The organism is Streptomyces sp. CWNU-52B, from assembly GCF_047444975.1.
GTDB lineage: Bacteria > Actinomycetota > Actinomycetes > Streptomycetales > Streptomycetaceae > Streptomyces.
In genome coordinates this window covers 250072-273937 of record NZ_JBLFJV010000027.1, presented here as the reverse complement: position 1 = coordinate 273937, position 23866 = coordinate 250072, and the positions used below count along the sequence as shown (strand labels likewise).

The 23866-nt window shown below is 71.7% G+C and carries 15 protein-coding genes and 1 pseudogene; 5 read left to right on the top strand and 11 right to left on the bottom strand.

All coding sequences use genetic code 11. The annotated features are described in order from the left end of the window. Nucleotides 1-71 precede the first annotated feature (71 nt). Nucleotides 72-2132, top strand: coding sequence for a TIM-barrel domain-containing protein (locus tag ACLVWQ_RS25780; protein ID WP_414111534.1), 2061 nt, complete (start codon nucleotides 72-74; stop codon nucleotides 2130-2132). A gap of 23 nt (nucleotides 2133-2155) precedes the next feature. On the opposite strand, the gene ACLVWQ_RS25775 is transcribed toward ACLVWQ_RS25780, so the two are convergent. From ACLVWQ_RS25775 to ACLVWQ_RS25755, 5 genes are all read right to left on the bottom strand, one after another. After that, nucleotides 2156-2905 carry a glycoside hydrolase family 12 protein gene (locus ACLVWQ_RS25775; RefSeq protein WP_414111533.1) on the bottom strand — a complete coding sequence of 250 codons (750 nt, stop codon included), beginning with the start codon at nucleotides 2903-2905 and terminating at the stop codon, nucleotides 2156-2158. Nucleotides 2906-3009: 104 nt separating this feature from the next. Then, nucleotides 3010-5004 (bottom strand): beta-galactosidase, encoded by a 1995-nt coding sequence (locus tag ACLVWQ_RS25770; protein WP_414111532.1) that lies wholly within the window; start codon nucleotides 5002-5004, stop codon nucleotides 3010-3012. A gap of 171 nt (nucleotides 5005-5175) precedes the next feature. Beyond that, nucleotides 5176-6138 carry a carbohydrate ABC transporter permease gene (locus tag ACLVWQ_RS25765; protein WP_414111531.1) on the bottom strand — a complete coding sequence of 321 codons (963 nt, stop codon included), beginning with the start codon at nucleotides 6136-6138 and terminating at the stop codon, nucleotides 5176-5178. A gap of 14 nt (nucleotides 6139-6152) precedes the next feature. Then, nucleotides 6153-7157, bottom strand: coding sequence for an ABC transporter permease (locus ACLVWQ_RS25760; protein WP_414111530.1), 1005 nt, complete (start codon nucleotides 7155-7157; stop codon nucleotides 6153-6155). Between the two features lie 157 nt (nucleotides 7158-7314). Beyond that, nucleotides 7315-9009, bottom strand: coding sequence for an extracellular solute-binding protein (locus ACLVWQ_RS25755; protein WP_414111529.1), 1695 nt, complete (start codon nucleotides 9007-9009; stop codon nucleotides 7315-7317). Nucleotides 9010-9483: 474 nt separating this feature from the next. Between ACLVWQ_RS25755 and ACLVWQ_RS25750 the strand changes: the two genes are divergently transcribed. After that, nucleotides 9484-12366, top strand: a complete 2883-nt coding sequence (locus tag ACLVWQ_RS25750) for a glycoside hydrolase family 3 C-terminal domain-containing protein (protein ID WP_414111528.1) — start codon at nucleotides 9484-9486, stop codon at nucleotides 12364-12366. A gap of 7 nt (nucleotides 12367-12373) precedes the next feature. Here the strand turns inward: ACLVWQ_RS25750 and rpmF are convergent, their stop codons facing one another. Further along, nucleotides 12374-12544: a 50S ribosomal protein L32 gene (gene rpmF, locus ACLVWQ_RS25745; protein ID WP_414111527.1), complete on the bottom strand. Its 171-nt coding sequence runs from the start codon at nucleotides 12542-12544 to the stop codon at nucleotides 12374-12376. A 45-nt stretch (nucleotides 12545-12589) separates the two neighbouring features. On the opposite strand from rpmF, the pseudogene ACLVWQ_RS25740 reads away from it, so the two are divergent. After that, nucleotides 12590-12760 (top strand): annotated as a pseudogene (locus tag ACLVWQ_RS25740) (type II toxin-antitoxin system RelE family toxin); the annotation flags it as partial. Between the two features lie 61 nt (nucleotides 12761-12821). Here ACLVWQ_RS25740 and ACLVWQ_RS25735 read toward each other — a convergent pair. The 3 genes from ACLVWQ_RS25735 to ACLVWQ_RS25725 all read right to left on the bottom strand — a co-directional run bounded on the left by ACLVWQ_RS25735 (nucleotide 12822) and on the right by ACLVWQ_RS25725 (nucleotide 18550). Then, complete coding sequence (locus ACLVWQ_RS25735; RefSeq protein ID WP_414111526.1) at nucleotides 12822-14267, bottom strand: aldehyde dehydrogenase family protein; 1446 nt, start codon at nucleotides 14265-14267, stop codon at nucleotides 12822-12824. 252 nt (nucleotides 14268-14519) lie between these two features. Further along, nucleotides 14520-16220 carry a PucR family transcriptional regulator gene (locus ACLVWQ_RS25730; protein WP_414111525.1) on the bottom strand — a complete coding sequence of 567 codons (1701 nt, stop codon included), beginning with the start codon at nucleotides 16218-16220 and terminating at the stop codon, nucleotides 14520-14522. A 161-nt stretch (nucleotides 16221-16381) separates the two neighbouring features. Continuing rightward, nucleotides 16382-18550 (bottom strand): ATP-binding protein, encoded by a 2169-nt coding sequence (locus ACLVWQ_RS25725; RefSeq protein ID WP_414111583.1) that lies wholly within the window; start codon nucleotides 18548-18550, stop codon nucleotides 16382-16384. A 328-nt stretch (nucleotides 18551-18878) separates the two neighbouring features. Here ACLVWQ_RS25725 and gabT point away from each other — a divergent pair, with 328 nt between their 5' ends. Further along, nucleotides 18879-20213 carry a 4-aminobutyrate--2-oxoglutarate transaminase gene (gabT, locus tag ACLVWQ_RS25720; protein ID WP_414111524.1) on the top strand — a complete coding sequence of 445 codons (1335 nt, stop codon included), beginning with the start codon at nucleotides 18879-18881 and terminating at the stop codon, nucleotides 20211-20213. A 501-nt stretch (nucleotides 20214-20714) separates the two neighbouring features. After that, nucleotides 20715-21497 (top strand): phosphatase PAP2 family protein, encoded by a 783-nt coding sequence (locus tag ACLVWQ_RS25715; protein WP_414111523.1) that lies wholly within the window; start codon nucleotides 20715-20717, stop codon nucleotides 21495-21497. On the opposite strand, the gene ACLVWQ_RS25710 is transcribed toward ACLVWQ_RS25715, so the two are convergent. Both ACLVWQ_RS25710 and ACLVWQ_RS25705 read right to left on the bottom strand, forming a co-directional pair. After that, the gene (locus ACLVWQ_RS25710; protein WP_414111522.1) at nucleotides 21436-23247 is read right to left on the bottom strand and encodes a chitinase; all 1812 of its coding nucleotides are present in this window, start codon (nucleotides 23245-23247) and stop codon (nucleotides 21436-21438) included. The two genes, ACLVWQ_RS25715 and ACLVWQ_RS25710, sit on opposite strands and share 62 nt — an antisense overlap. 80 nt (nucleotides 23248-23327) lie before the next feature. After that, nucleotides 23328-23780, bottom strand: coding sequence for a hypothetical protein (locus ACLVWQ_RS25705; protein WP_414111521.1), 453 nt, complete (start codon nucleotides 23778-23780; stop codon nucleotides 23328-23330). Nucleotides 23781-23866: the final 86 nt, after the last annotated feature.

Genomic DNA, 23866 nt, shown 5'->3' with positions numbered 1-23866 from the left:
CCCGCTCTCCCGCTCTTCCGTTCGTCCCGCACATGCGACCTCCCGCACTCCTTCCTTCAGGAGCACCCCGCATGAATCAGCCTGCCGAGAACCAGCCCGGACAGCCCGGCTCGGGGTCCGCCAGTCTTTCCCAGTCCTCCCCCACCGAAGGCACGTTCCGCGAACGCGGCGGCGCGCTGGAGTGGAGCGGCCGCCAGGAGACCGTACGCATCGAGCCGTGGGGCCCCGACGCCGTCCGGGTCCGGGCCAGGCTGGGCGGGCCGATCCTGGTGGGCCTGCCCAGCGCCGTGCTCGACGAGGTGCCCGCCGCCGAGGCCACTGTCAAGATCGAGGGCGGGCGGGGCCTGCTGACCGTCGGCGCGCTGACCGTCGAGGTCGACGCCGAGGGGCTGGTCCGCTTCGTGCGCACCGACGACGGGGCCGAACTCCTCGCCGAGGAGCGCGCCCACTTCTGGTGGCCGGGACCGCGCCTCTACACCCCTGTCGGCAACGGCTACCACCGCCTGGAGCAGCGCTTCGCCGCGTACGAGGGCGAGAAGCTGTACGGCCTGGGGCAGCACCAGCACGGTCTGCTGGACCAGAAGGGCACCGTCCTCGACCTGGTCCAGCGCAACGCCGAGGTGACCATCCCGGTCCTCACCTCCAGCCGCGGCTACACCCTGCTGTGGAACAGCCCGGCGATCGGCCGTGTCGAGCTCGCGGGCAACGGCACCCGCTGGGTGGCGGACTCGGCCCGGCAGATCGACTACTGGATCACGGCGGGCCGGCCCGCCGACGCGCAGCGCCGCTACAGCGCGGTCACCGGCCGTACGCCGATGCTGCCCGCGTGGGCGGCGGGCTTCTGGCAGTGCAAGCTGCGCTACCGCACCCAGGACGAACTCCTCGGCGTGGCACGGGAGTACAAGCGCCGCGGCCTGCCCATCGACGCCATCGTCTGCGACTTCTTCCACTGGACGCACCTGGGCGACTGGAAGTTCGACCCGGCCGAGTGGCCCGACCCGGCGGGGATGCAGCGGGAGCTGACCGAGCTCGGCATCAAGCTCGTCGTGTCGGTGTGGCCGTCCGTCTCCCCGCTCTCCGAGAACCACCGGCCCATGGAGCAGCGCGGCTACTTCATCGGCACGCAGTACGGGCCCATGGCGCACGCCGACTGGCCGGACAAGGAGGTCGCCTCCACCGTCCAGGTCGCCTTCTACGACGCGACGAACCCCGAGGCGCGCGCGTACATGTGGTCGCGGATCAAGGACAACTACCTGGAGCCGTACGGGATCACGTCGTTCTGGCTGGACGCCTGCGAGCCGGAGCTGAAGCCGGGGTTCCAGGAGAACCTGCGCTACTGGGCGGGCCCCGGGCTCGAAGTGGGCAACATGTACCCGCGCGAGAACTCCCGTGCCTTCCACGAGGGCATGCTCGCGGCCGGTGAGACCGAGGTCGTCACCCTCAACCGCTCGGCGTGGGCGGGCAGCCAGCGCTACGGCGCCGCGCTGTGGTCCGGCGACATCGGCACGGACTTCGCGACGCTGCGCCGCCAGATCGCGGCGGGCCTCAACACCTCGCTGTCCGGCATCCCCTGGTGGAACACCGACATCGGCGGCTTCCACGGCGGCGACCCGGACGACCCGGCCTACCGGGAGGTGCTGATCCGCTGGTTCCAGTTCGGCGCCCTGTCCCCGCTGATGCGGCTGCACGGCTTCCGCGACCCGGGCACCCCGCTCGGCCCGGAGATGACCGGCGGCCCGAACGAGGTGTGGTCGTACGGCGAGGTGGCCGGACCGATCCTGGAGAAGTACCTGCATCTGCGCGAGCGGCTGAAGCCGTACGTGCTGGAGGTCATGCGGGAGGCCCACGAGGAGGGGCTGCCGGTGATGCGGCCGCTGTTCCTGGAGTTCCCCGAGGACCAGACGGCCTGGTCGGTGGACGACGCGTACCTCTTCGGCGGTGACCTGCTGGTCGCGCCGGTACTCACGGCGGGCGCGACGGTCCGTACGGCCTACCTTCCGGCGGGCGCGCGCTGGACGGACGCGTGGACCGGCACGTCGTACGCGGGAGGCGCCGCCGTGACCGTCGACGCCCCGCTGGACCGCATCCCGCTGTTCCTGCGGGACGACGCGCGGCTGCCCGTGGCAAAGTAGCCGCGCGTCGTCGTGCCTGACGGTCAGCTGCTGCTGACCGTCAGGTTGTTGGTGACGAAGTCCAGGCCGCCGGACGAGGAGGTGACCTCGAAGCCGAACTGGACGTCGCCGATGGTCTCGTTGCCCATCCAGCCCTTGGTGTCCTTGATCCACTTGAGGATCGGCAGGATGCTGACGGTGCCGGAGTTCGAGTCCGAGGTGCGCAGGAACGAGAAGACCTCGTTCGCGCCGTTGTCGCCCTTGTAGACCGCCCAGGTGTGACCGCCGAGCGTCACGTTGCCCTGCGAGGTGCCGAGCGGCCCGACGGCCCCGTTGTAGTTGACCCAGAGCATGATCTCGTAGTCGTAGTCGGTGTCCCAGATGTCGTACGAGGTGTTGTACGCGCCGGCCGCCGGGACCGTGACGTTGTAGCTGCTGGAGAGCGAGCCGAGGGAGGTGATCGTCTTGTTGACCACCTTCTTGGAGTTGGGGTACGACTTGATGCCGCCGGTGTTGGGGTGGTTGGCCCAGACTCCCCAGTTGGTGCCGGAGTTGGCCCAGATGCACTGGCTGCCGGCGCCGGAGCCCCAGATGTTGTTGTAGAGGGTGTAGCCGTTCAGGCTGGTGTTGCCCCACTGGTCGCAGGAGTTCCAGATCGCGGCCGAGGCGGGGGCGGAGGCGAGGCCCACGGTCACTCCGAGGGCGAGCGCGGGGGCCAGGAGTGCCTTGGTGACCCTCTTCAGGGTGCTGTTTCGTGGGGCGTTCCGCGTGTTGTGCCGGGTGCGTGTTGCCATGGTGTCCCTTCCATGGGTGGGGGATGTGCCGTGGGATGTGGGCCGTTCGTCGGGTGAGGCCGGGAGTGGCCGGAAGGGGCCGGGTGCGGCTCAGGGCGTCGCGCTCACGGTGAGAGCACCGCCGCCCCGTACCGGCCCAGCTCCACCGAGCCGTGGACCTGCCGGCCGTCGAGCAGGTCCCGGTACGTGCCCGGTACCGCCACCGTGACCGGGTCGCGCCCGTGGTTGAGGAGGAAGAGCAGGCCGCCCCGGCGTACGGCCTCGACCTGGACGGGCAGCCCTTCGAGCACCGGCCGCACCCCCGCTTCGGCGGCCACGCCCTCCAACAGCTCGCGCAGCGCGGTGGGTTCGGGCAGCGTGGAGACGTACCAGGCGCGGCCCTTGCGCAGTACGGCGGGCAGTCCGTCGAGTTCGCCGCCCTTGTAGCGGGAGCGCACGACGGCACCCTCGGTCTCGGACTCGATCTCCTCGGACCACAGCGTGCCGCGGAAGCCGTCGCATGCCGCGTACTCGCCGGGGTCCAGCGGCCACCACTCGTGCAGGGTGCGGATGCCGAGGAGCGCCCGCAGCCGCGCGTCCATGCCGCCGGGCCGTACCCGGTCGTCCTCGTCCGCGATCCCGGTCAGGAAGCCGCAGACCAGGGTGCCCCCTCCGCGTACGTACGCGACCAGGTTGTCGACGGCGGCGTCGGTGAGCAGGTAGAGCTGCGGCACGACGACCAGCCGGTACGCGGACAGGTCGTGCTCGGGGTGCGCGAAGTCCGTGGTGACGTGGGCCTCCCACAGGGCGCGGTGCCAGGCCCGCACGACCTGCGGAGGGTCGACCTCGCGGGAGGGCCGGCCGTCCTGCGTCCCCGCCCACCAGGCGTGCCACTCGTGGAGGATCGCCACGTCGGCGGACGAGTGAAGCCCCGTCACCTCCGGGCCGATGCGGGCGAGTTCGGCACCGAGCTGCTTGATCTCCTGGTAGGTGCGCCCCCGCTCGCCCGCGTGGCTCACCATGCCCGAGTGGAACTTCTCCGCGCCCTGCCGGGACTGCCGCCACTGGAAGTAGCAGACGGCGTCGGCGCCCCGGGCGACGGCCTGGAGGGACCAGAGCCGGTTGAGCCCGCGCGGCTTGGGACGGTTGACGCCGCGCCAGTTGACCGGGCCCGCCGCCTGTTCCATCAGCATCCACGGCCCGCGGGCCTGGGAGCGGGTCAGGTCCTGGACGAGCGCGCCGTCCTGGGCGCCGAAGGGGTCGCGCGGATCCGGATAGAGGTCGACGGAGACGACGTCCTCCTCCCGCGCCCAGCGCCAGGCGTCCTGGCCCGCCCACATCGGCATGAAGTTGGTGGTCACCGGGAGGTCGGGGGAGTACCGGCGGACGATGTCGCGCTCGGCGACGAAGCACTCCAGGAGCATGTCGGAGGTGTAGCGCTTGAAGTCGAGCACCTGGGTGGGGTTGTTCAGGTAGTGGGCGTGGCGCGGCGGCAGTACCTCCCGCCAGTCGCCGTAGCCCTGGCTCCAGAAGGCCGTGCCCCAGGCGGTGTTGAGCGCGTCGAGCGTGCCGTACCTGTCCTGGAGCCAGCGGCGGAAGGTGACGGCCGCCTCGTCGCCCCAGTCGTAGGTGCAGTACTCGTTGTTGATGTGCCACATCGTGAGGGCGGGGTGGCTCCCGTAGCGGGCGGCCAGGTCCTCGGTGATGGCGGCGGCGTGGCGGCGGTAGGTGGCACTGGAGTGCGAGAAGTGCTGGCGGCCGCCCCACCACTCGGTGCGGCCGTCCGCGTCGCGGGGCAGCGTGTCCGGGTGGAGCCGGCCCAGCCAGGGCGGGGGCGAGGAGGTCGGCGTGGCGAGTACGACCCCGATGCCGTGCCCGTGCATGAGGTCCATCAGCCGGTCGAGCCAGCCGAACTCCCTGGCTCCTGGGCGGGGTTCGAGCTTCGCCCAGGAGAAGACACCGAGGGTGACGGAGTTGACCCCGGCCTCCGTCATGAGGCGTACGTCCTCGCCCCAGACCTCCTCGGGCCACTGTTCGGGGTTGTAGTCACCCCCGAACAGCACCCGCCCACGAGCGGCATCGGCGAGGCGTGGTCGCCCACCGGTCTGTGACGTGCCCATGACATACCTCGCTTTCATAGGGATGATCACTCTTCCGGAGGCGCGGGGCTGTGTACATGTGCGGCTCCGCCGCGTGGGCGCGCCCAGCCACAACAGCCCGCACGCGACGAAGGAACCCGCAGTCCTCCGACCAGAAGGACAGCTGGCTGACCGGCACCACAAGGGGCGAGGTCAGCCTTTGACCGCGCCGGTCAACATGCCCTTCTTGAAATGCTTCTGCACGAACGGCGAGAGGAACGCCACCGGCAGCAGCGCCAGCACCATCACCGCCATCTGCACCCCGAGCGCGGACAACTGCCCCGCCCTGATGGCCTGCCCGAGCCCGACCGGCGGTTCCTGCTTCTGGACGAGCTGGATCATGACGTTCTGCAGCGGCATCATGTCCTGGTCGCTCAGATAGATCGACGCGTTGAACCAGGCGCTCCAGTACCCGACGGCGTAGAAGAGCGTGATCACCGCGAGCACGGCGCGGGACAGCGGCATCACGATCTGCCGGAGGATCCGCCAGTCCCCCGCCCCGTCGATCCGCGCGCTGTCGATGAGTTCGGGCGAGATGCCCATGAAGAACGCCCGCAGCACCAGGATGTTGAAGACGCTGACCGCGCTCGGCAGGATCAGCGCCAGATAGGTGTCCGTGAGGCCGAGGGACTGCACCAGCAGATACGTGGGGATGAGCCCGGCGCCGAAGAACATCGTGGCGAGCAGGGTCATCAGGAACCAGCGGTGCCCGACCGACCCGATGCGCGAGAGCCCGTACGCGGACAGGACGGACACCGTCATCGAGAACAGCGTGCCGGCCAGGGTGACGCCCAGGCTGACGACGGCGGCGCGGGTGACCTGGCCGCCGCTCAGCAGTTCCTGGTAGGCGATGAAGGTGACGCCCCTGGGGACCACCACCAGCCCGCCGGCGTCGCTGATGGTCTGCTTCGTGGAGAGGCTGGTGACGACGACGATCCACAGCGGGAACAGGACGCCCAGGCAGGCGACGGCCAGGGCGATGCCCTTGCCCGCGATCCCGGCGCTGCTGGGCTCCTCCTCCCAGACGGGCCGCGGCGGGGCCGCCCAGCGGCCGGGCCCGCCCGAGCCGCCGCCCGCCTTCGGCCGTTCCTCCGTCGTGCCTGTCACACCTGTCATGCCGGTCACGGCACTCACTTCTTGTACACCCCCTGCTCGCCCATGAGATGGGCGACCTTGTTGGCGGCGAGGACGAGGCCGAGACTGACCACGCCCTTGATGAGGCCCGCGGCCGCCGCGTAACTGAAGTCCTGGTTGCGGACGCCGTTCCACCACACGTAGGTGTCGAGGACCTCCGCCGCGCCCGGCCCCACCGCGTCCCGCTGCAGCAGGATCTGTTCGAAGCCGACCGTGAGCGCGTCGCCGACGCGCAGCACCAGGAGCAGGGCGATCACCGGACGCAGCGCGGGCAGCGTGACGTGCCACATACGGCGCCAGCGGCCGGCCCCGTCCATCGCCGAGGCCTCGTACAGGTCGGGGCTGACGGAGGCCAGGGCCGCGAGGAAGACGATGACGCCCCAGCCCGCGTCCTTCCAGACGCCCTCCGCCGTCACCAGGAACTTGAAGATCCCCGGGTCGGTCATGAGGTCGAAGCCCTCGTATCCGTGCCGGCGCAGGGTCTGCGCGATGATGCCGGCGCCGCCGAAGATCTGCTGGAAGACGGTGATGACCAGCACCCAGGAGAAGAAGTGCGGCAGGTAGAGGATCGCCTGCGACACCGCCCGCACCCGGGGCCTGATCACGCTGTTGATCAGCAGGGCCAGCGCGATCGGGATCGGGAAGAAGAGCAGCAGTTGCAGCACGAACAGCACGAGGGTGTTCCGGACGGCGTCCCAGAACGCCGAGTCGTCGAACAGCCGTGAGAACTGCTCGAAGCCGACCCAGGGGCTGTGGAAGACGGCGATGAAGCCGTTGTCGCTGATGTACGGGTCGTACTCCTGGAAGGCGACGACGTTGCCCAGGATCGGTATGTAGTTGAAGACCAGGACCAGCAGGACGGCCGGCAGGGTCATCAGGACCAGCGTGCGGTCCCGCCGGAGGCGGACCTTGAAGCTGCCACCGCCCGAGGCCCTCTTCCCGGCCCTCTTCCCGGCCCTCTTCCCGGCCTTGCTCAGTGCCTTCGTCTCGGCCTTGGTCACGCCGCCGGACTTCCCGGTCCCGCGCCCTGTGCCGGAGGAGGCGGCACTGCCGTCGTCCGAGGCCGGGGCCGGGGCCGATGACGCTGCCCCTGCCGCCGTCGACCCCGACGCCGTGGTCGGCTCAGTGGCACCCGAAGCGGTGCTGTGTGACACCTCGTCACCCCTGCGCGGATCCGCTGTCGTCCAGCAGTTTCCGGTACCAGTCCCGCAGTTTGTCGCCGCCCTTGCTCTTCCAGTCCGCCACCGCCTGCTGCATGTCACCGATCTTCTTGCGGCCGCGAACGACGTCGTCCTCCAGCTGCTCGAAGTCGTTGGAGAGGTTCGTGTAGCGGCTCGGCTCGATGATCTGGAGGCCGTAGAAGGAGGACTTCTTGGTGCAGGCGCCCATCCGCTGCTGCCATTCGACCTGCGCCCTGGCGACGTCCGGGAGATCGGGGTGCGCGATCGTCGAGGCGGGGCCCGCCAGCATCACGAAGGCGTTCAGGACCTCCTGATTGCCCTTGTCGTTCTTGGTGGGCGTGCCGTCCTTGATCGTGTAGTGCGTGCCCTCGACCCCGTAGTTGGTGAGCATGTACTCCTCGGTGCCGTACGGGGCGGCGGCGACGTTGGCGGCGGCCAGCACGTCGTGGATCACGGCCTTCGACGCCTTCTTGTTGACGAAGGCGAAGATTCCGGCGGGCACACCGGCCCACAGCGTGGGGTCCCCGCCGTCGTGGCCGAAGATGTCCATGCCCTCGATGCGGAAGTCCTTGTTCTGGGAGGCCTGTTCGGCGGTCTTGGCCCACCAGTGCGAGAGGTCGTTGTTGTAGATGAGGACCTCGCCGGAGGTGAAACGCAGACTGGAGTCACCCTGGTTCTGCGCCTTGGCGTCCGGGTGGACGACACCCGCGGAGTACAGCTTCCGCGTCCACTCCAGCGCTTCGAGGTACGCGTCGGTCTCGACGCGGTAGACCAGCTTGCCGTCGACGAGGTTCCAGCCGAGCGACTTCTCGCTCCCGGACGGCACACCGAAGCTGTTGAAGGCCGTCCACTTCATGTCGTCGCAGGCCCACACCTTCGCCCTGGCGTCGGTCATCTCCTTGGCCAGGGCCAGGAACTCGGCCGCCGAGGTGGGAAGTTCGTAGCCCTTCGCGTCGAAGACGTCCTTGCGGTAGTACGGCACGATGTTGGTGACGTACGAGCTGGGCATCGGCAGGCCGCGCAGCTTGCCGCCGAAGATGGAGCGCTGCCAGGCGTCCGTCGGGACGGCGGCGAGGTTCGGGTACTCCTTGACCTTGTCGCCGGAGAGGTACGGGCCGAGGTCGGCCATCTTGCTGATGATGGCGCTGGGGATCTTGCCGCCCATGTTCCAGCCGGGGATCACCACGACGTCCGGCATGTCGCTGGAGGCGAGGACCGCGCCGAGCTTCTCGTCGTACGTGTTGCCGTCCTGGTTCTGCCAGACGACGTCGACGCCGATCTTCGCGTTCATCGCCTGGTAGTAGGGGTTGTCGCCCTTCGGCGGAGAGCCCCAGAAGGGCGACATGACCTTGACGGTGCCGCCCTTGCCGAGCTTCTGGGGCACCGAGGTCTTCAGGTCGTCCACGACGAGCTTGCCGGTGAAGCCGACCGAGGAGCCGTTCTTCGACGCGATGTCCGGCGTCACCACGTGCTGCGCCACGAAGGCGGGAAGGATCCTCTTCGCGTCCTTGCCCGAGGTGGTGCCCTCCTTCGAGCCGCCCTCGGAGCCACCGCAGGCGGCCAGCAGCGGCATCCCGCCGGCCACCGCGGCGGTGGCGACCGCCGTGGAGGCGAGGAAGCTTCTCCGGCTGGGTCCGGAGGCGAAGGCGGAGGCAGAGGTGTTCGGCGTCATTGCGTCAACCCTTCATGGCGCACAGATGGCGCACAGCGGGACACCCGGCGGTGCGGCCGTCGGCTGCGGTGTCTTGAGCGGAGCTGGCTGAGCGGAGCTGGCTGAGCGGTGGCGGACCTCGGGGGTCCCCGCACCCAAGGAGCGGCAGGCGCGGCAGGGCGCAGCAGGAGCGGCATCCTCGACGGTCGAAGTCGAAGAAAGTCGAAGCGCTTCGATGTTGCTGCGAGGTTAAGTGAACACCTGGGGGCGCACAAGGGCCGATTCCAACATTCCTCGGAGGTGTGCCGACCCGTGTGCGGGAGGTGCACGGCGGCTCGAAGGTCCGTACCGGTCGCTTCCGGACCGTGAGTGACCTCAGGGGCCCGGAGTTGGTGCGTCGGGGTGTCTTGACACCCGGCCGTCGGTCGAATGAGCATCGAAGCGCTTCGAAGGAAGCGCTCCGATCTTTCCCGTCCTCCACCAAGGGATCCTCGCGTGACTGCACAAACGCCGCCTTTCCGCGACTCGCAGCTGCCGTTCGCGAAGCGCATCGACGATCTTCTGTCGCGGCTCACCCTGGACGAACGGGTGGCGATGCTGCACCAGTTCGGGCCCGCGGTGGAGCGCCTCGGCGTCGCCGCGTTCCGCACCGGCCAGGAGGCGCTGCACGGCGTGGCCTGGATGGGGCCCGCGACCGTGTTCCCGCAGGCGGTCGGCCTGGGCGCGACCTGGAACGAGGAGCTGGTGCGCCGGGTCGGCGAGGCGGTGTCCACCGAGGTCCGCACGATGCGCTCGCGCGACGACCGCGTCGGCCTCAACGTCTGGGCGCCCACGGTGAATCTCCTGCGCCACCCCCTGTGGGGCCGCAACGAGGAGGGCTACTCGGAGGACCCGGGGCTGACCTCGGCGATCGCGACCGCGTACACCCGGGGTCTGCGCGGCGACCATCCCGTCCACTGGCGTACGGCGCCGGTCCTCAAGCACTGGCTCGCGCACAACAACGAGACGGACCGGGCCACCGCGTCGAGCTCGGTCCGGCCCCGGGTGCTGCACGAGTACGACCTGCGTGCCTTCCGGGCGACGGTCGAGGCGGGCGCGGTGGCCGGCGTGATGCCCGCGTACAACCTGGTCAACGGCCGCCCCAACCACGTGTCGCCGTATCTGGCCGAGCAGTTGCGCACCTGGACGGACCAGGCTCTCCTGGTCTGCTCGGACGCGGGCGCGCCCTCGAACCTGGTCGACTCCGAGCGCTACTTCGACACGCACGAGGAGGCGACGGCCGCGGCGCTGCTCGCCGGCGTCGACAGCTTCACCGACCACGGCACGGACAGCTCGACGATCGTCGGACGTGTCCAAAGGGCCCTCGACCAGGGTCTGTTGACCGAGGCCGACATCGACGCGGCGGTCCGCCGCCAGCTCTCGGTCCGCTTCCGCCTCGGCGAGTTCGACCCCCATCTGGATCCGTACGCGGACTCCAAGGACTTCGACACGCCCGCGCACCGGGCCCTCGCCCGGGAGGCCGCGGAGCAGGCGGTCGTGCTGCTCAAGAACGACGGCCTGCTCCCCCTCACCCGCCAGGACACGCGCATCGCGGTGGTCGGCCTGCTCGCCGACGAGTGCAAGCTCGACTGGTACAGCGGCACCCTCATCCACCGCTCCACACCGCTCGAAGGGCTGTACGAGCGCTTCGGCGCCGAGCGGGTGGACTTCGCCGAGGGCGTGGACCGCGTACGGCTGAGGACGTCGGACGGTACGTATCTGAGCGTGCCGCCGTCGGACGAGGCGGCCGACGAGGTCCGCGGGGCCGGGGGCGCGCTCGACCCGGCCCTCCTCGCGGGCCGCACCGACCTGCCGCCGCTGACCACGGACGCCGTCGGCACCGAACTCGCGCTGACCGACTGGGGCGGGGGCGTCCTCACGTTCCGCGCTCCCGACGGCCGCTGTCTGTCGGTCGCGCGGGACGGCTTCCTGCGCGCCTCGGCGGACCAGCCCGGCGGCTGGGTCGTCCAGGAGACGTTCCGTCTGGAGCCGCACGGTTCGCACGGGAACGGTCACCTCCTGAAGCACGTCGGCACGGGTCGCTACGTCTGCGTCACCGCGGCGGGCGTAAAGGTTGCCGACGAGAACCCGGCGATCGGCGAAACCCCGGTGACCGTCGAGCTGGAGATCGCGGAGTGCGGCGAGGCGGCGGTGGCGCGCGCGGCGGCCTCGGCCGACGTGGTCCTCGTGGTCGTGGGCAACGACCCGCACATCAACGGCCGCGAGACGGAGGACCGCACGACGCTCGCCCTCCCCGCGCACCAATTGCGCCTGCTGGACGCGGCACGGGCCACGAACCCGAACACCGCCCTGGTCATCACGTCCTCGTACCCCTACGCGATCGACCCGACGGACCTTTCCGCGGTGCTCTGGACGGCCCACGGCGGCCAGGCGGCCGGCACCGCGCTGGCCCGTGTCCTGGCCGGGGACGTCTCTCCGGCGGGCCGGCTGCCGCAGACCTGGTACGCCTCGGACGCGGACCTGCCCGGTCTGCTCGACTACGACGTGATCGGCGGCGGGCAGACGTACCAGTACTTCGAGGGCACCCCGCTCTTCCCGTTCGGCCACGGGCTCTCGTACACGGCCTTCGGGTACGGGGACTTCGCGGCGCGGGTCGGCGAGGAGTCCGTGCGGGTCACCTTCACCGTCACCAACACCGGTGACACGGCGGGCGACGAGGTGGCGCAGCTCTACGGCCGCCCGGTGTCACCGTCCGTGCCACGCCCCCGCCGCGCCCTGCTGGCCCACCGCAGGGTCCACCTCGCGCCGGGGGCCGTCACGGCCCTGACCTTCGAACTCCCGCTCGCGGCCTTCGAGTTCTGGGACGTCGCGCACGGCACCTGGCGTCTGGAGCCCGGCGCGTACGACGTCCTGGCGGGCGCGTCCAGCGAGGACATCCGCCTCAGCGGGACGGTCGAGCTGACCGGCACGCCGGCCGCCCCGCGCCCGGTCCTCGAACGCGGCCTGCCCGCGGCCGACTTCGACGAGCAGTGGGGCGCCGATATCGTCGACCGTACGAAGCGGTCGGGCAACGCGGTGACACCGACGACCTCGCGGTGTGCCGACAGCACGGCCGAACTGACCTACCGAGCTTGCGACTTCGGCCCGGTGACGCGGTCGGTCACGGTGGAGGCGTCGGGCGAGGGCACCCTCGAACTGGCCCTGGACGACGGCCGGGTGGTCGCACGCCTGGACATCGCGCCCACACCGGACCCGTACACCTACACCTCCGTCACGGCCCCGTTCGACGCGTCCGGAATCCACGACCTGCGGATCGGACTGCGCGGCCGACTACGGCTCGCGCATGTCGGCTTCTCCGCCCACGGGGCCCGGGGGTGACGCGGAATCACCCCTCGGGCGTGATGAGCCCACGCTCGTAGGCGCGGATCAGCCGGCGGGGCACGGAGTACTCGCGCCCGTCGACGCGGAACGGCACGAGATCGGGCGTCGCCGCCTTCCACTGGGATCGACGGTGCCGGGTGTTGGAACGGGACATCTTGCGCTTCGGGACTGCCATGCCCGGCACACTACATGAAAACGATTGTCACTTCACCGGCGATCGGCGGAACTGGAGAGCGACCCGCTCGGATTCAGCACCACGGCACTCGTGTCCCAACCCGATCGCCGTCGCCTCCAAGTCGGCGACTATCGGGTCGTCTACACCATCGACAACGGCGAACTGGTCGTATGGGTCGTTCAGGTCGGACACCGCTCCACGGTCTACGAGACGTGACGAAGCCGGGCTCCGGCCGTGGATCAGTACCTGATCTCGACGCCCGGTCCCGACACCGGCCTCAGAGCGCGAGCCCCGTGAGGACCAGTACGCGCTCGTACGTGTAGTCGTCCATGGCGAACCTGACGCCCTCCCGTCCCACGCCGGACTGCTTGACCCCGCCGTACGGCATCTGGTCGGCGCGGTACGAGGGGACGTCTCCGATGACCACGCCGCCCACCTCCAGCGCCCGGTGGGCCCGGAAGGCGGCCTGCAGGTCGTGGGTGAACACGCCTGCCTGCAGCCCGTACTTGGACTCGTTCACGGCGGCGAAGGCCGCTGCCTCGCCCGCCACCCGCTGGACGGTGAGGACCGGGCCGAAGACCTCCTCGCTGGAGATCGTCACCTCCGCCGGTACGCCGGCCAGCACGGTCGGCGCGTACGAGGCGCCGTCGCGCTTGCCGCCCGCGAGCAGTTCGGCCCCGGCCCCGACCGCCTCGTCGACCCACGCCTCCACCCGCCGCGCGGCGTCCTCGCTCACCAGCGGGCCGACGTCCGTCGCGTCGTCGGACGGGTCCCCGGTCACCTGGGCCCCGACCGCGGCGACGATCCGGGGCAGCAGGCGTTCGTACACCGACGCGTCCGCGATCACCCGCTGCACGGAGATGCAGGACTGGCCGCCCTGGTAGTTGCTGAAGGTCGCGATGCGCGCCGCGGCCCGGTCCAGGTCCTCGTCGCTCGACCAGTCGGCGAGCACGACCGCCGCACCGTTCCCGCCCAGTTCCAGGGTGAGGTGCTTGCGCGGTACGGAGTCCATGATCGCGTAACCGACCTTGTCGGACCCGGTGAAGGAGATGACGGGCAGCCGCTCGTCCCGCACCAGCGCGGGCATCCTGTCGTTGGCGACGGGCAGCACCGACCAGGAGCCGGCCGGGAGTTCGGTCTCGGCGAGCAGTTCGCCCAGGAGCAGACCGCTCAGCGGGGTCGCGGGCGCCGGCTTCAGGATGATCGGCGCCCCGGCCGCGATCGCCGGAGCGATCTTGTGGGCGCACAGGTTCAGCGGGAAGTTGAAGGGCGCGATGCCCAGTACGACGCCCTTCGGGAAGCGCCGGGTCAGCGCGAGCCGCCCCTGGCCCCCGAGGTCGGTGTCGAGCCGCTGCGCCTCGCCGCCGTTGAACCGGCGGGCCTCCTCGGCGGCGAACCGGAACACGGACACGGCCCGGCCGACCTCACCACGGGCCCACTTGAGCGGTTTGCCGTTCTCGGCGGAGATCAGCCGGGCGATCTCCTCGGTCCGCTCGACGAGCCGCCTGCTCACCTGGTCCAGGGCGGCGGCCCGTACGTGGGCCGGTGTGGCGGCGAACTCGTCCCGCACGGCGTGGGCGGCCGCGACGGCCTCCTCGACCTGGGCGTCACTCGGCACACCGACCCTGCCGACCAGGTGCCCGTCCCAGGGCGACGTGACGTCGAAGGTGGCCTCACCGGTGGCTCGGCGACCGGCGAGCCAGAAGGCGTGGGTGGAAGTCATCGGGTCCCGGCCCTTCGTTGATACGGCTGGTGACAGATCTGGCGACGTGTCCGACGCCCACGGTAGGCCCGCGGCGCCCCGAGCCGGCTTGTCCAACCCGTAGCACTCCACCCCGACCCCACTCCGTTTTGTCGGACACCTCCGGGCCCGGCGAGCCCGTGCGGGGGCGCGGGGAACCGTGCACCCAGCCCCCACCTACCCAGACTCGACAACGAGCCCAACGAGCCCACCGAGCCACCCGACCGAGCCCGCCTACTCCCGCGCACCCGCCGGGACGGCCGTCGTCGCCTTCAGTGCCAGCCACAGCTCCATCCGCACGTCCGGATCGTCCAGCGACCGCCCGAGGATCTCCTCCACCCGCCGCATCCGGTACCGCAACGTATGCCGGTGCACCCCGAGGTCCGCCGCGGCCGCGTCCCACTGACCGTGCCGCGACAGCCAGGCCCGTACCGAGGCGACCAGATCCCCTCGCCCGGTCGCGTCGTGCTCGTGCAGCGCCCGCAGCAGCCCGTCGGCGAACGCCCGCACCGCGTCGTCCGCCAGCAACGGCACCACCGACCCCGTCGCCACGTCCTCGTGCTCCACCAGCACCCGCCCCCGCCGCCTGGCGACGGACAGCGCCTGTTCGGCCTGCTTGTACGCGGCCCCGGCAGCCACCGGACCGGCCGGCGCGGAGACCCCCACGACCAGCTCGTCCTCGTCGGTCCCCTGCTCGGAGCCGCTGCGCGCGAGCCCGACCGTCTCCGCGTACCGGGCACACGCGGCGACCACCGCGCCGCCGTCCGCGGCGAGCACCACGAGCCGCTCCCCGTCGGGCACGACCAGCACGGCCTCGCCGGACCTGGCGGCCGCGGACTCCGCGACCTCGACGAGCCCGCCCACCAGATCGCCCCCGGCCTCGGCGAGCACCGCCGCGGCGGCCTCGACCCGCGCCGGGTCCGCCGCGTCCGCCTCCTCCTCGCCGCCACCGGCCCGCGCCCGTCCGGCGGACGCCGAAGCGGCCTCGGCGAGCATCATCCGGTAGGGCGCGTCCAGCAGGCCCCCGTACAGGTCCCCGGCGACGCCCCGCGCGTGGTCGGACTGCCCGGCCAGCAGCATCCGCAGCACCGCCGCCCCGATCCGCTGCTCGGCGGCGTACAGCGACCGGGACCGTTCCGTGGTCAGCGTCAGCAGGGCGATCGCGGAGTGCACGGCGTACCGCTCGGCCGTGCCCAGCGGCGCCGCGGTGCCAACGGCGAGCGCGGCACGGGCGCGCCGCCCGGTGCCCACCGAGTGCAGCTCGACCCGGTCCTCGCCGTCCGTACCGTCCGCCCCGTCCCCGCCGACGACGGAACTCGCCGGCGCCGGCCGGTCCCGCAGGCGCTCCACGTCCGCGGTGATCCGGGCGGCCCTGCGCTCCGCCCACTCGGGCGCGGTGGCGACCACGGCCCCTGAGGCGTCGTACAGCGCGACCCAGCCGTCGACCTGTGAGGCGAGTGCGGTCAGCAGCCCTTCGGGGCCGTCGTTCAGGGCTTGTTTCGTCAGTTCCCGCTGCGCGGCGAACCCCGCCGTCACCGCCCGGTACCGGTCGGCGGCGATGGCCGCGGAGACGGCTTTGCTGATGGCGAGGAACGGAGTGCGCCGAGGGACCTCCAGCAGCGGAAGCCCCTCTTCCACCGCCGCGTCGGCCAGCGCCCCGGGGATCTCGTCGTAGTGCACGCCGACGGCGAACCCGAGCCCGGCCACTCCCGCCCCGACCAGCCGCTTCACATACCGCCGCATCGCGTCCGCGTCCTCGGCGTCCAGCTTGAGCGCGGTGATGAGCAGCAGCTCCCCGCCCTCCATGTACGGCACGGGGTCGGTGAGCTCGCTGGCGTGGACCCAGTGCACGGGGGTGTCCAGGCGGTCCCCGCCCGCGCGCACGGAGAGCTTGAGCGCCGAGTGGTGGACGAGCGAGGCGAGCGTGGGCGGCATGAGGCCTTCAGGTCTCCCGGTCTTCGGTACGTCGGATCTTCGGTGCGTGAGCGCACGGGTCTTCACAGACTCCGCGACAGTCACCGGACCTGTGATCTTTTGGCCGCGATGTATGAACGACCTGTGTCGATTCTGCCTCACCGTACGGTCGACCGGTGACCTTATGCGCTTCCTTGTGCGCTTCCCTGTGCGCTTCCCCGGTTCCGCAGATCGACCAGGAGCGGCGGCGCGTACTCCCCGCGCACGCTGGTGAGCGAGAGCACCGCGTGCCCCGGCGGCACCCCGTGCGCCAGCTCGGACGCCGACCACCGTTCCCGTTCGACCTGCCGCACAGTCACGGCGCGGGCCGTGGGCGCGTTGCCGGTGATCACCCGGCGCAGCATGTGGACGGCCTTGCCCGCCGGTGTCTCCGCGATGATCTGCCGGTCGGTGACGTCCCGCGCCTCGATCCACTCCTTGCCCCACACCTCGGCGAAGTCCTGCCCGTCCCACGGTGTGAGCCCGGACAGCGCCACCCGGCACCCGATCGCGCCGAGCAGCGGTGACCGCAGCGGACGGGGCGCGTCGTCGAGCGTGCGGAGCGTCATCACGACCCCGGCGTTGGCGGACCGCAGCCGCTGGATGCCCCGGACGGCCTCGGGGGTGACGACCCCGGTGGCGTCGTCGAGCACGAGGCAGGCGAACAGGGACCGGTCCTCGCGCACCGCGACGCTCGCCGCGAACTGGGCGAGCACCAGCCGCGAGAGGATCCGGGAGGCGTCCGCGTGCCCGCGCTGGGGCAGATCGATCCGTACGCGTACGGGATGGTCGAGGGCGCGCAGCGAGAAGGGCCGGGACTGCCCCGACGTGTCGAAGAAGCCGGCGAAGGCGGGCCGGTCGAGCAGTGCCACCCGGTCCGCGAGCACCCCGCCCAGGTCGCCGGGCTGGCCCAGCTGCCGTTCGCGCGCGTCGAGTTCCCGCAGCAGCGACTCCTGTCCCGCGTCGGTGAGCGCCTTGCGGAGCGCGCCGAGCGGGCCGGGCGCGCCGTCGAGGAGCTGCCGCAGCTCGGGCACCGAGGGGAAACGTCCGTGGACACTCCGGTACGGCCCGAGGAGCTGGGCGAGCACGGTGGTGGAGCGCCGGCTGTCCCCACCGGGGTGCGGGTCGGTGAGATCGCCGACGAGCGCCTCGGCGAGCACGGCCGCGGCCTCGTCCGGGTCGGTGGTGCCGCCGTACAGATCGAGGTCGTACACGGACTCGGGGTTGCCCACGCGCACCACGACGTCGTACGCGTCCACGGGGCCCAGGCCCGCCCCGGCGGCCCCGACGACGACCACGGCGGCCCGGCCCGCGAGCGCGTGCAGGCACAGCGACTCGACGAGCGGCCAGACGACACCGCCGGTCTTGCCGGACCCGGCGGGCCCCACGGCGAGCAGCGAGGTCCCCAGCAGATCGGGCCCCAGTGCCATGCCGGTGCCGCGGTACGCGTACGGGTTGCGCGGGTCGTCGGCGGTCGTGCCGAGGTGCACCTGGCCCGTGACGAGGTCGTGCTTCGCGAGGCGGCCCGGCAGGTCCCGGGCCCCGGAGGGGTGCAGACAGGCGGCGGCGCCCTCCCGCAGCACGGCGCCGGTGAAGGTGGTGAGGCTGTGCCGCCCGCTGCGCACGCTCTGCCAGGCCCGGGTGATCCGCGCGTGGTCGACGTCGCGCATGAGTCCGGCGCGCGCGTCCGCGCCGAGCCGCTCGGCGGCGTCGACGGCTCCGGCGGCGCGCAGCGCGTTCCACTGCGCGGGGTCCTCCTCGGGTGCGGGCGCCCGTTCGGTCACGGGGGCGGCCCGTCGCCAGGCCGGCAGTCCGTACCGCTGCCAGACCTCGCTCCAGCGGCCGAGCCGGCCCACGCCGATCATGATCCCGAGTGCGATGGCCACGTAGTAGGCGTAGACGACCACGACGGCGCCGAAGCTGTGCGGCTGGGCCCAGGAGTCCGGGATCATCGCGTAGAGCGGCAGCAGCCACCAGCTGCCGAGGTAGCCGTTCCAGAGCAGGGACCAGATCAGCCAGCCCACGAGGAAGGCGATGAACGCGCCGGTGAGCAGCTGCCGGGCCGGGATCTGCTCGGGCTCCACCTCCGGCCGGGGGCGGTGCCCGAACCGCCAGACGCCCGGCGCGGCCTCGGGCCGCGGGGTGCGCAGCCAGGTGAGGAAGGCGGAGCCGTCCGGCAGCGGTGGCGCTCCGGGCGCCCGCGTGGGCCGTGGCGGTACTTGGGGCACCTGCGGTACCTGGGGCGGCCCGGCCGGCCGGGGCACACGATCGGCGTGCGTGCCCCGTGCGTCGTGCGTGCCGTCGCTGTCCATCGCCTCTGCCACCCCTGACCAGCCGCTCCGTACGTGGTTCCCCAGTCAATCTAACGCCCCCGCAAAGGGAGTTCACCGCTTACCGGGCCGGGCACCGGCCGCGTATCAGCCGCGCACCGGCCGCGTGCGCGGCGGTACGGGCCCTCGGGCGCCCTCGGCGCTCCCGGACCGCGCCATGTCCACGGCGGACAACGGGCTCCTCCGACAACGCCCGGATGGAGCATGCCCACCCCCCGCCCCCGGCCCTAGCCTGCGAAGAAGAAAGCAGAAGAAACACCGAAGAAGAAACAACGCATCCGGACCTTCGCACGACCCCAGGGAGCCCCTCATGAGCGCAGTTCCGCAGGAGCGCCGCCTCGTCACCGCCATTCCCGGCCCGAAGTCGCAGGAGCTGCAGGCCCGCCGCAGTGCCGCGGTCGCGGCCGGTGTGGGGTCCGTCCTGCCCGTGTTCGCCGCGCGGGCCGGCGGCGGGATCCTGGAGGACGTCGACGGGAACCGGCTGATCGACTTCGGTTCCGGCATCGCCGTGACGAGCGTCGGCGCGTCCGCCGAGGCCGTCGTGCGCCGGGCGGCCGCCCAGCTCCAGGACTTCACCCACACCTGTTTCATGGTCACGCCGTACGAGGGGTACGTGGCCGTCGCCGAGGCGCTGGCCGAGCTGACGCCCGGGGACCACGCCAAGAAGAGCGCCCTGTTCAACTCCGGCGCCGAGGCCGTCGAGAACGCCGTCAAGATCGCGCGTGCCCACACGAAGCGGCAGGCCGTCGTCGTCTTCGACCACGGCTACCACGGCCGGACGAACCTCACGATGGCGCTGACCGCGAAGAACATGCCGTACAAGCACGGCTTCGGCCCGTTCGCGCCCGAGGTCTACCGCGTCCCGGTGGCGTACGGCTACCGCTGGCCGACCGGTCCGGACAACGCGGGCCCGGAGGCCGCCGCGCAGGCCATCGACGAGATCACCAAGCAGGTCGGTCCCGACAACGTGGCCGCGATCATCATCGAGCCGGTCCTCGGGGAGGGCGGCTTCATCGAGCCCGCGAAGGGCTTCCTGCCGGCCCTCAGCCGGTTCGCGTCCGACAACGGCATCGTCTTCGTCGCCGACGAGATCCAGTCCGGGTTCTGCCGGACCGGCCAGTGGTTCGCGTGCGAGGACGAGGGCGTCGTACCGGACCTGATCACCACCGCCAAGGGCATCGCGGGCGGGCTGCCGCTGGCCGCCGTGACCGGCCGCGCCGAGATCATGGACGCCGCGCACGCGGGCGGCCTGGGCGGCACCTACGGCGGCAACCCGGTGGCCTGCGCGGCCGCGCTCGGCGCGATCGAGACGATGAAGGAGCTGGACCTCAACGCCAGGGCGAAGGCGATCGAGGGGACGATGAAGGCGCGCCTGGGCGCGATGGCGGAGAAGTTCGACGTCATCGGGGACGTCCGCGGCCGGGGCGCGATGATCGCGATCGAGTTGGTCAAGGACCGTACGACGAAGGAGCCGGACGCGGAGACGACCGCCGCGCTGGCCAAGGCCTGCCATCAGGAGGGCCTGCTGGTCTTGACCTGTGGCACTTACGGCAACGTGCTGCGTTTCCTGCCGCCGCTGGTCATCGGAGAGGACCTGCTGGCCGAGGGCCTCGACATCATCGAGCAGGCGTTTTCCCGCATCTGAGCGGCGTCCGCCTCATCGGTTCCGGTCCCGGGGCCACGAGGAGCGGGGCGTGTGAAGAACGTGTGCGAGGTAGATGGCGGGAACGGATTCCGTCTGTCGGACGCCCTCGCCCTGTCGTAGGTTCTACGCAGTTGAGAGATACACCCGCCCACAGGGGACTGTGGACGGCATCAGGACGGGGCCTCCCCAGCTTCGCCCTGGTCGTGCCTTCGCGCACACAACCGGGGCCTTCGGCTCCGGGTCTCCTCACCGATCGGACAGTCGCCCGCCCCAAACCCCCCGGGGCGTGCGACAACCCGGTCCACAAGGCCGCCCAGGCGCCGCATCGCGAACATCCGTGCAAGCGGATCAGCGGTCGGCCCGAAGCGCCCGAACCACCGAAGGGCTTGCACCTCCCCCCCCTGGTGCAAGCCCTTCGGCGTGTCCGGCGCCACGCCGCGCGTGCCCCGTACGGACACCCTCGCGTACACGCGACCGGTCGTTCCTGCCACGCTGGGTGTCATGCCCACCGCCCCGGACCAGCAGGACCCGCCCTCGGCACGGCCCGAGCCGCACCTCGGGCCGCACCCCGGGCCACCCCCGCCCGCCGCTCCCGGCGAGGCACCCCCCGTGGTCCCGGTGCGTCCGGCGCGTCCGGCGCTGGTCATGGCCCTGCTCGTCCTCCTCCTCGCCTTCCTCACCTGGCAGGCCGCCGTCGACACCCCGCTGCGCCGCGCCGACGAGCGCCTGGGCGGCACCGTCGCGGACAGCCGCCTTCCGGCGGGCGCCGCCGAGTTCCTCGCGGACCTCGGCAACGTCCTGGTCGCGGTCCCGGTCCTGCTCGCGGTCGCCGCGTACGTCGCGTGGCGGGCCCGGCGCGCGGCCCTGCCCAGCTGGTGGCTCCCCTCGCTCGCGGCCCTGGTCACCATGGCCCTCGTACCCCTCCTGGTGGTCCCGCTGAAGGAGGCCGTCGGCCGTACCGGGCCGCCCGGCACGGCAGGCGACGGCTACTACCCCTCGGGGCACACGGCCACGGCCGCCGTCGCGTACGGAGCCGCCGTCCTCCTGCTGCTCCCCTGGCTCCAGAACCGCTATCTGCGCCGCGAACTCACCCTCGCCTGTCTGCTCCTGGTGGCGTCGGTGAGCTTCGGCCTGGTCCGCCGCGGGTACCACTGGCCGCTGGACGTGGCCGGGAGCTGGTGCCTGAGCGCCGTGCTGCTGCTGGGACTCGCGATGTTCCTGCTCAGCCGAAGTACGCGTCGAAGTTCTTCGAGAACTCCCAGCCTCCGAAGCGGTCCCAGTTGATCGACCACGTCATCAGGCCGCGCAGGTCCGGCCAGGTGCCATGGGTCGCGTACGAGCCGCAGTCCGTCTTCTTCGTCAGGCAGTCCAGTGCCTTGTCGACCTCGGACGTCGGCACGTGACCGTTGCCCGCGTTCGTCGACGCCGGCATGCCGATCGCGACCTGGTCCGGACGCAGCGGCGGGAAGACGTCAGCCGCGTTCCCCGCCACCGGGAACCCGGTGAGGAGCATGTCCGTCATCGCGATGTGGAAGTCGGCTCCGCCCATGGAGTGGTACTGGTTGTCCAGGCCCATGATCGGGCCGGAGTTGTAGTCCTGGACGTGCAGGAGCGACAGGTCGTCGCGCAGGGCGTGGATGACCGGGAGGTAGGCGCCGGCGCGCGGATCCTGGCCGCCCCACGGGCCCGTTCCGTAGTACTGGTGGCCGAGCTGGACGAAGAACGTCTCCGGGGCCATCGTCAGCACGAAGTCGTCGCCGTACTCGGCCTTCAGGGTCTTCAGGGCCGAGATGAGGTTCACGATCACCGGGGTCTTCGGGTTCTTGAAGTCGGTGTCGTCGGCGTCCAGGGCGAGCGAGTGCCCCTCGAAGTCGATGTCCAGTCCGTCGAGTCCGTACGTGTCGATGATGTGGGAGACCGACGAGACGAACGTGTCGCGGGCCGCCGTGGTCGTGAGCTGTACCTGGCCGTTCTGGCCGCCGATGGAGATGAGGACCTTCTTGCCCGCGGCCTGCTTGGCCTCGATCGCCGCCTTGAACTCGGCGTCGGTCTCGACTCCGGGGCACTCCGCGGCCGGGCAGCGGTCGAAGCGGATGTCGCCCGAGGTCGTCGAGGTCGGTTCGCCGAAGGCCAGGTCGATCACGTCCCAGCTGTCCGGGACGTCGGCCATCCGCGTGTAGCCGGATCCGTTGGCGAAGCTCGCGTGGAGGTAGCCGACCAGGGCGTGGGCGGGCAGCTCCACGGGGTCGCCGCCGCCCGGGGCCGCCGTGGTGGTCGCCGTGACGGCCGCGGACCTCGCGGACTCCCCGGCGGTGTTCACGGCGGCGACCTGGAAGGAGTAGGCGGTCGACGGGCTGAGTCCGCCGACGGTGGCCGAGGTCCCGGTCACCGTCCGGACCTTCGCCCCGTCGCGGTAGACGGCGTAGCCCGTCGCGCCCGGCACGGCCGGCCAGGACAGGTCGACGCCGGTGGAGGTGACCGTGCCGACCGTGAGCCCTGCGGGCGCGGCCGGCGGCTGCCCGGCGTCGACGCCGGGCCCGGTCAGGGAGAGGTCGTCGGCGTAGTAGGCGCCGGTGCCGTACCAGCCGTGCGTGTAGAGCGTGACCTCGGTGGTCGAGGGGCCGGTGCGGAAGGTCGTGGCGAGCCGCTGCCAGTCCGGTGCGGAGGGGGTCCAGGCGGAGACGTCGGTGGTGCCGGTGCCGCTCGCGCCGAGGTAGGCGTAGGCGCCGCGGACGTATCCGGCGAGCGTGTACTGGGAGTCGGGCCGGACGGTCACGGTCTGCGCGCAGCGCGCGTTGTCGCTGTCGGCCGGGGTCGCCCGCAGCGCCGAACCACCGCTGCGGACGGGCGAGTCGACGACGGCGCCCGCCGTGCAGGTCCAGCCGTCGAGACCGGACTCGAACCCGCCGTTGCGGGCCAGGTCCGCGTCGGCCGCACGGGCGGCCGACGAGAGCGCGGTGATGCCGGGTACGGCCAGGACGGCGGCCGTGCAGACGGCGAGGACGGATCTGACGCGGTCCACGAGTGCCTCCATGCATGGGGGGAGTTGGAGGGTGGAGCGCGCCCAATTTGGTCCAGACCAATCCTGTTGTCAAGACCTCCGGCAGCGGTCGGCTAGCCGCGGTCCTCCGTCGCCAGGCCCGCCGCCGCCTCGTGCATGGCCAGTTCCAGCAGCGCCGGGTCGGTCAGCGTGCCGGAGCCGTCCGGCGGGACCAGCCAGCGGACCCCGCCGGTGGACCGTCCGGGATACGGCACCACGATCCACGTACCGCGTCCCGCCGTGCGCACCCCCGTGCCGAGCCAGCGCGCGGCCGTCCCCGGCGGGACGAAGAAGCCCGTGCGCGCGTCACCGAAGTCGACGAGCACCGGCCCCGGCTGGTCGAGCACCCGGGACAGTACGTCGAGCGTCGGATAGCCGAGCCTGCCCGGCAGGATGAGCACGTCCCAGACCTTGCCCGCGGGCAGCAGCGCGACCCCCATCGGGTTGCGCTCCCATTCCCAGCGGCAGGCCTCGGGGTCCGGTGCCACGGATGCCAGCCACTCGACCGCCGTCTTGGCCCCTGTCATGGCGGAACCTTCCTCTCTCTCGTGTCGACGCTGGTCGCGTCACAAGGGAGAGGCGGGTGCGGGCCGGGCATTACGCGGGTTCAGCT

Excerpts from the sequence above, each read along its gene's own strand:
- ACLVWQ_RS25770 (WP_414111532.1), bottom strand. The coding sequence starts at position 5,004 with ATGGGCACGTCACAGACCGGTGGGCGACCACGCCTCGCCGATGCCGCT.
- ACLVWQ_RS25735 (WP_414111526.1), bottom strand. The coding sequence starts at position 14,267 with ATGACTTCCACCCACGCCTTCTGGCTCGCCGGTCGCCGAGCCACCGGT.
- ACLVWQ_RS25765 (WP_414111531.1), bottom strand. The coding sequence starts at position 6,138 with ATGACAGGTGTGACAGGCACGACGGAGGAACGGCCGAAGGCGGGCGGC.
- ACLVWQ_RS25775 (WP_414111533.1), bottom strand. The coding sequence starts at position 2,905 with ATGGCAACACGCACCCGGCACAACACGCGGAACGCCCCACGAAACAGC.
- ACLVWQ_RS25705 (WP_414111521.1), bottom strand. The coding sequence starts at position 23,780 with ATGACAGGGGCCAAGACGGCGGTCGAGTGGCTGGCATCCGTGGCACCG.
- ACLVWQ_RS25710 (WP_414111522.1), bottom strand. The coding sequence starts at position 23,247 with ATGGAGGCACTCGTGGACCGCGTCAGATCCGTCCTCGCCGTCTGCACG.
- ACLVWQ_RS25780 (WP_414111534.1), top strand. The coding sequence starts at position 72 with ATGAATCAGCCTGCCGAGAACCAGCCCGGACAGCCCGGCTCGGGGTCC.
- rpmF (WP_414111527.1), bottom strand. The coding sequence starts at position 12,544 with ATGGCAGTCCCGAAGCGCAAGATGTCCCGTTCCAACACCCGGCACCGT.
- ACLVWQ_RS25725 (WP_414111583.1), bottom strand. The coding sequence starts at position 18,550 with ATGGACAGCGACGGCACGCACGACGCACGGGGCACGCACGCCGATCGT.
- gabT (WP_414111524.1), top strand. The coding sequence starts at position 18,879 with ATGAGCGCAGTTCCGCAGGAGCGCCGCCTCGTCACCGCCATTCCCGGC.
- ACLVWQ_RS25730 (WP_414111525.1), bottom strand. The coding sequence starts at position 16,220 with ATGCCGCCCACGCTCGCCTCGCTCGTCCACCACTCGGCGCTCAAGCTC.
- ACLVWQ_RS25715 (WP_414111523.1), top strand. The coding sequence starts at position 20,715 with ATGCCCACCGCCCCGGACCAGCAGGACCCGCCCTCGGCACGGCCCGAG.
- ACLVWQ_RS25755 (WP_414111529.1), bottom strand. The coding sequence starts at position 9,009 with ATGACGCCGAACACCTCTGCCTCCGCCTTCGCCTCCGGACCCAGCCGG.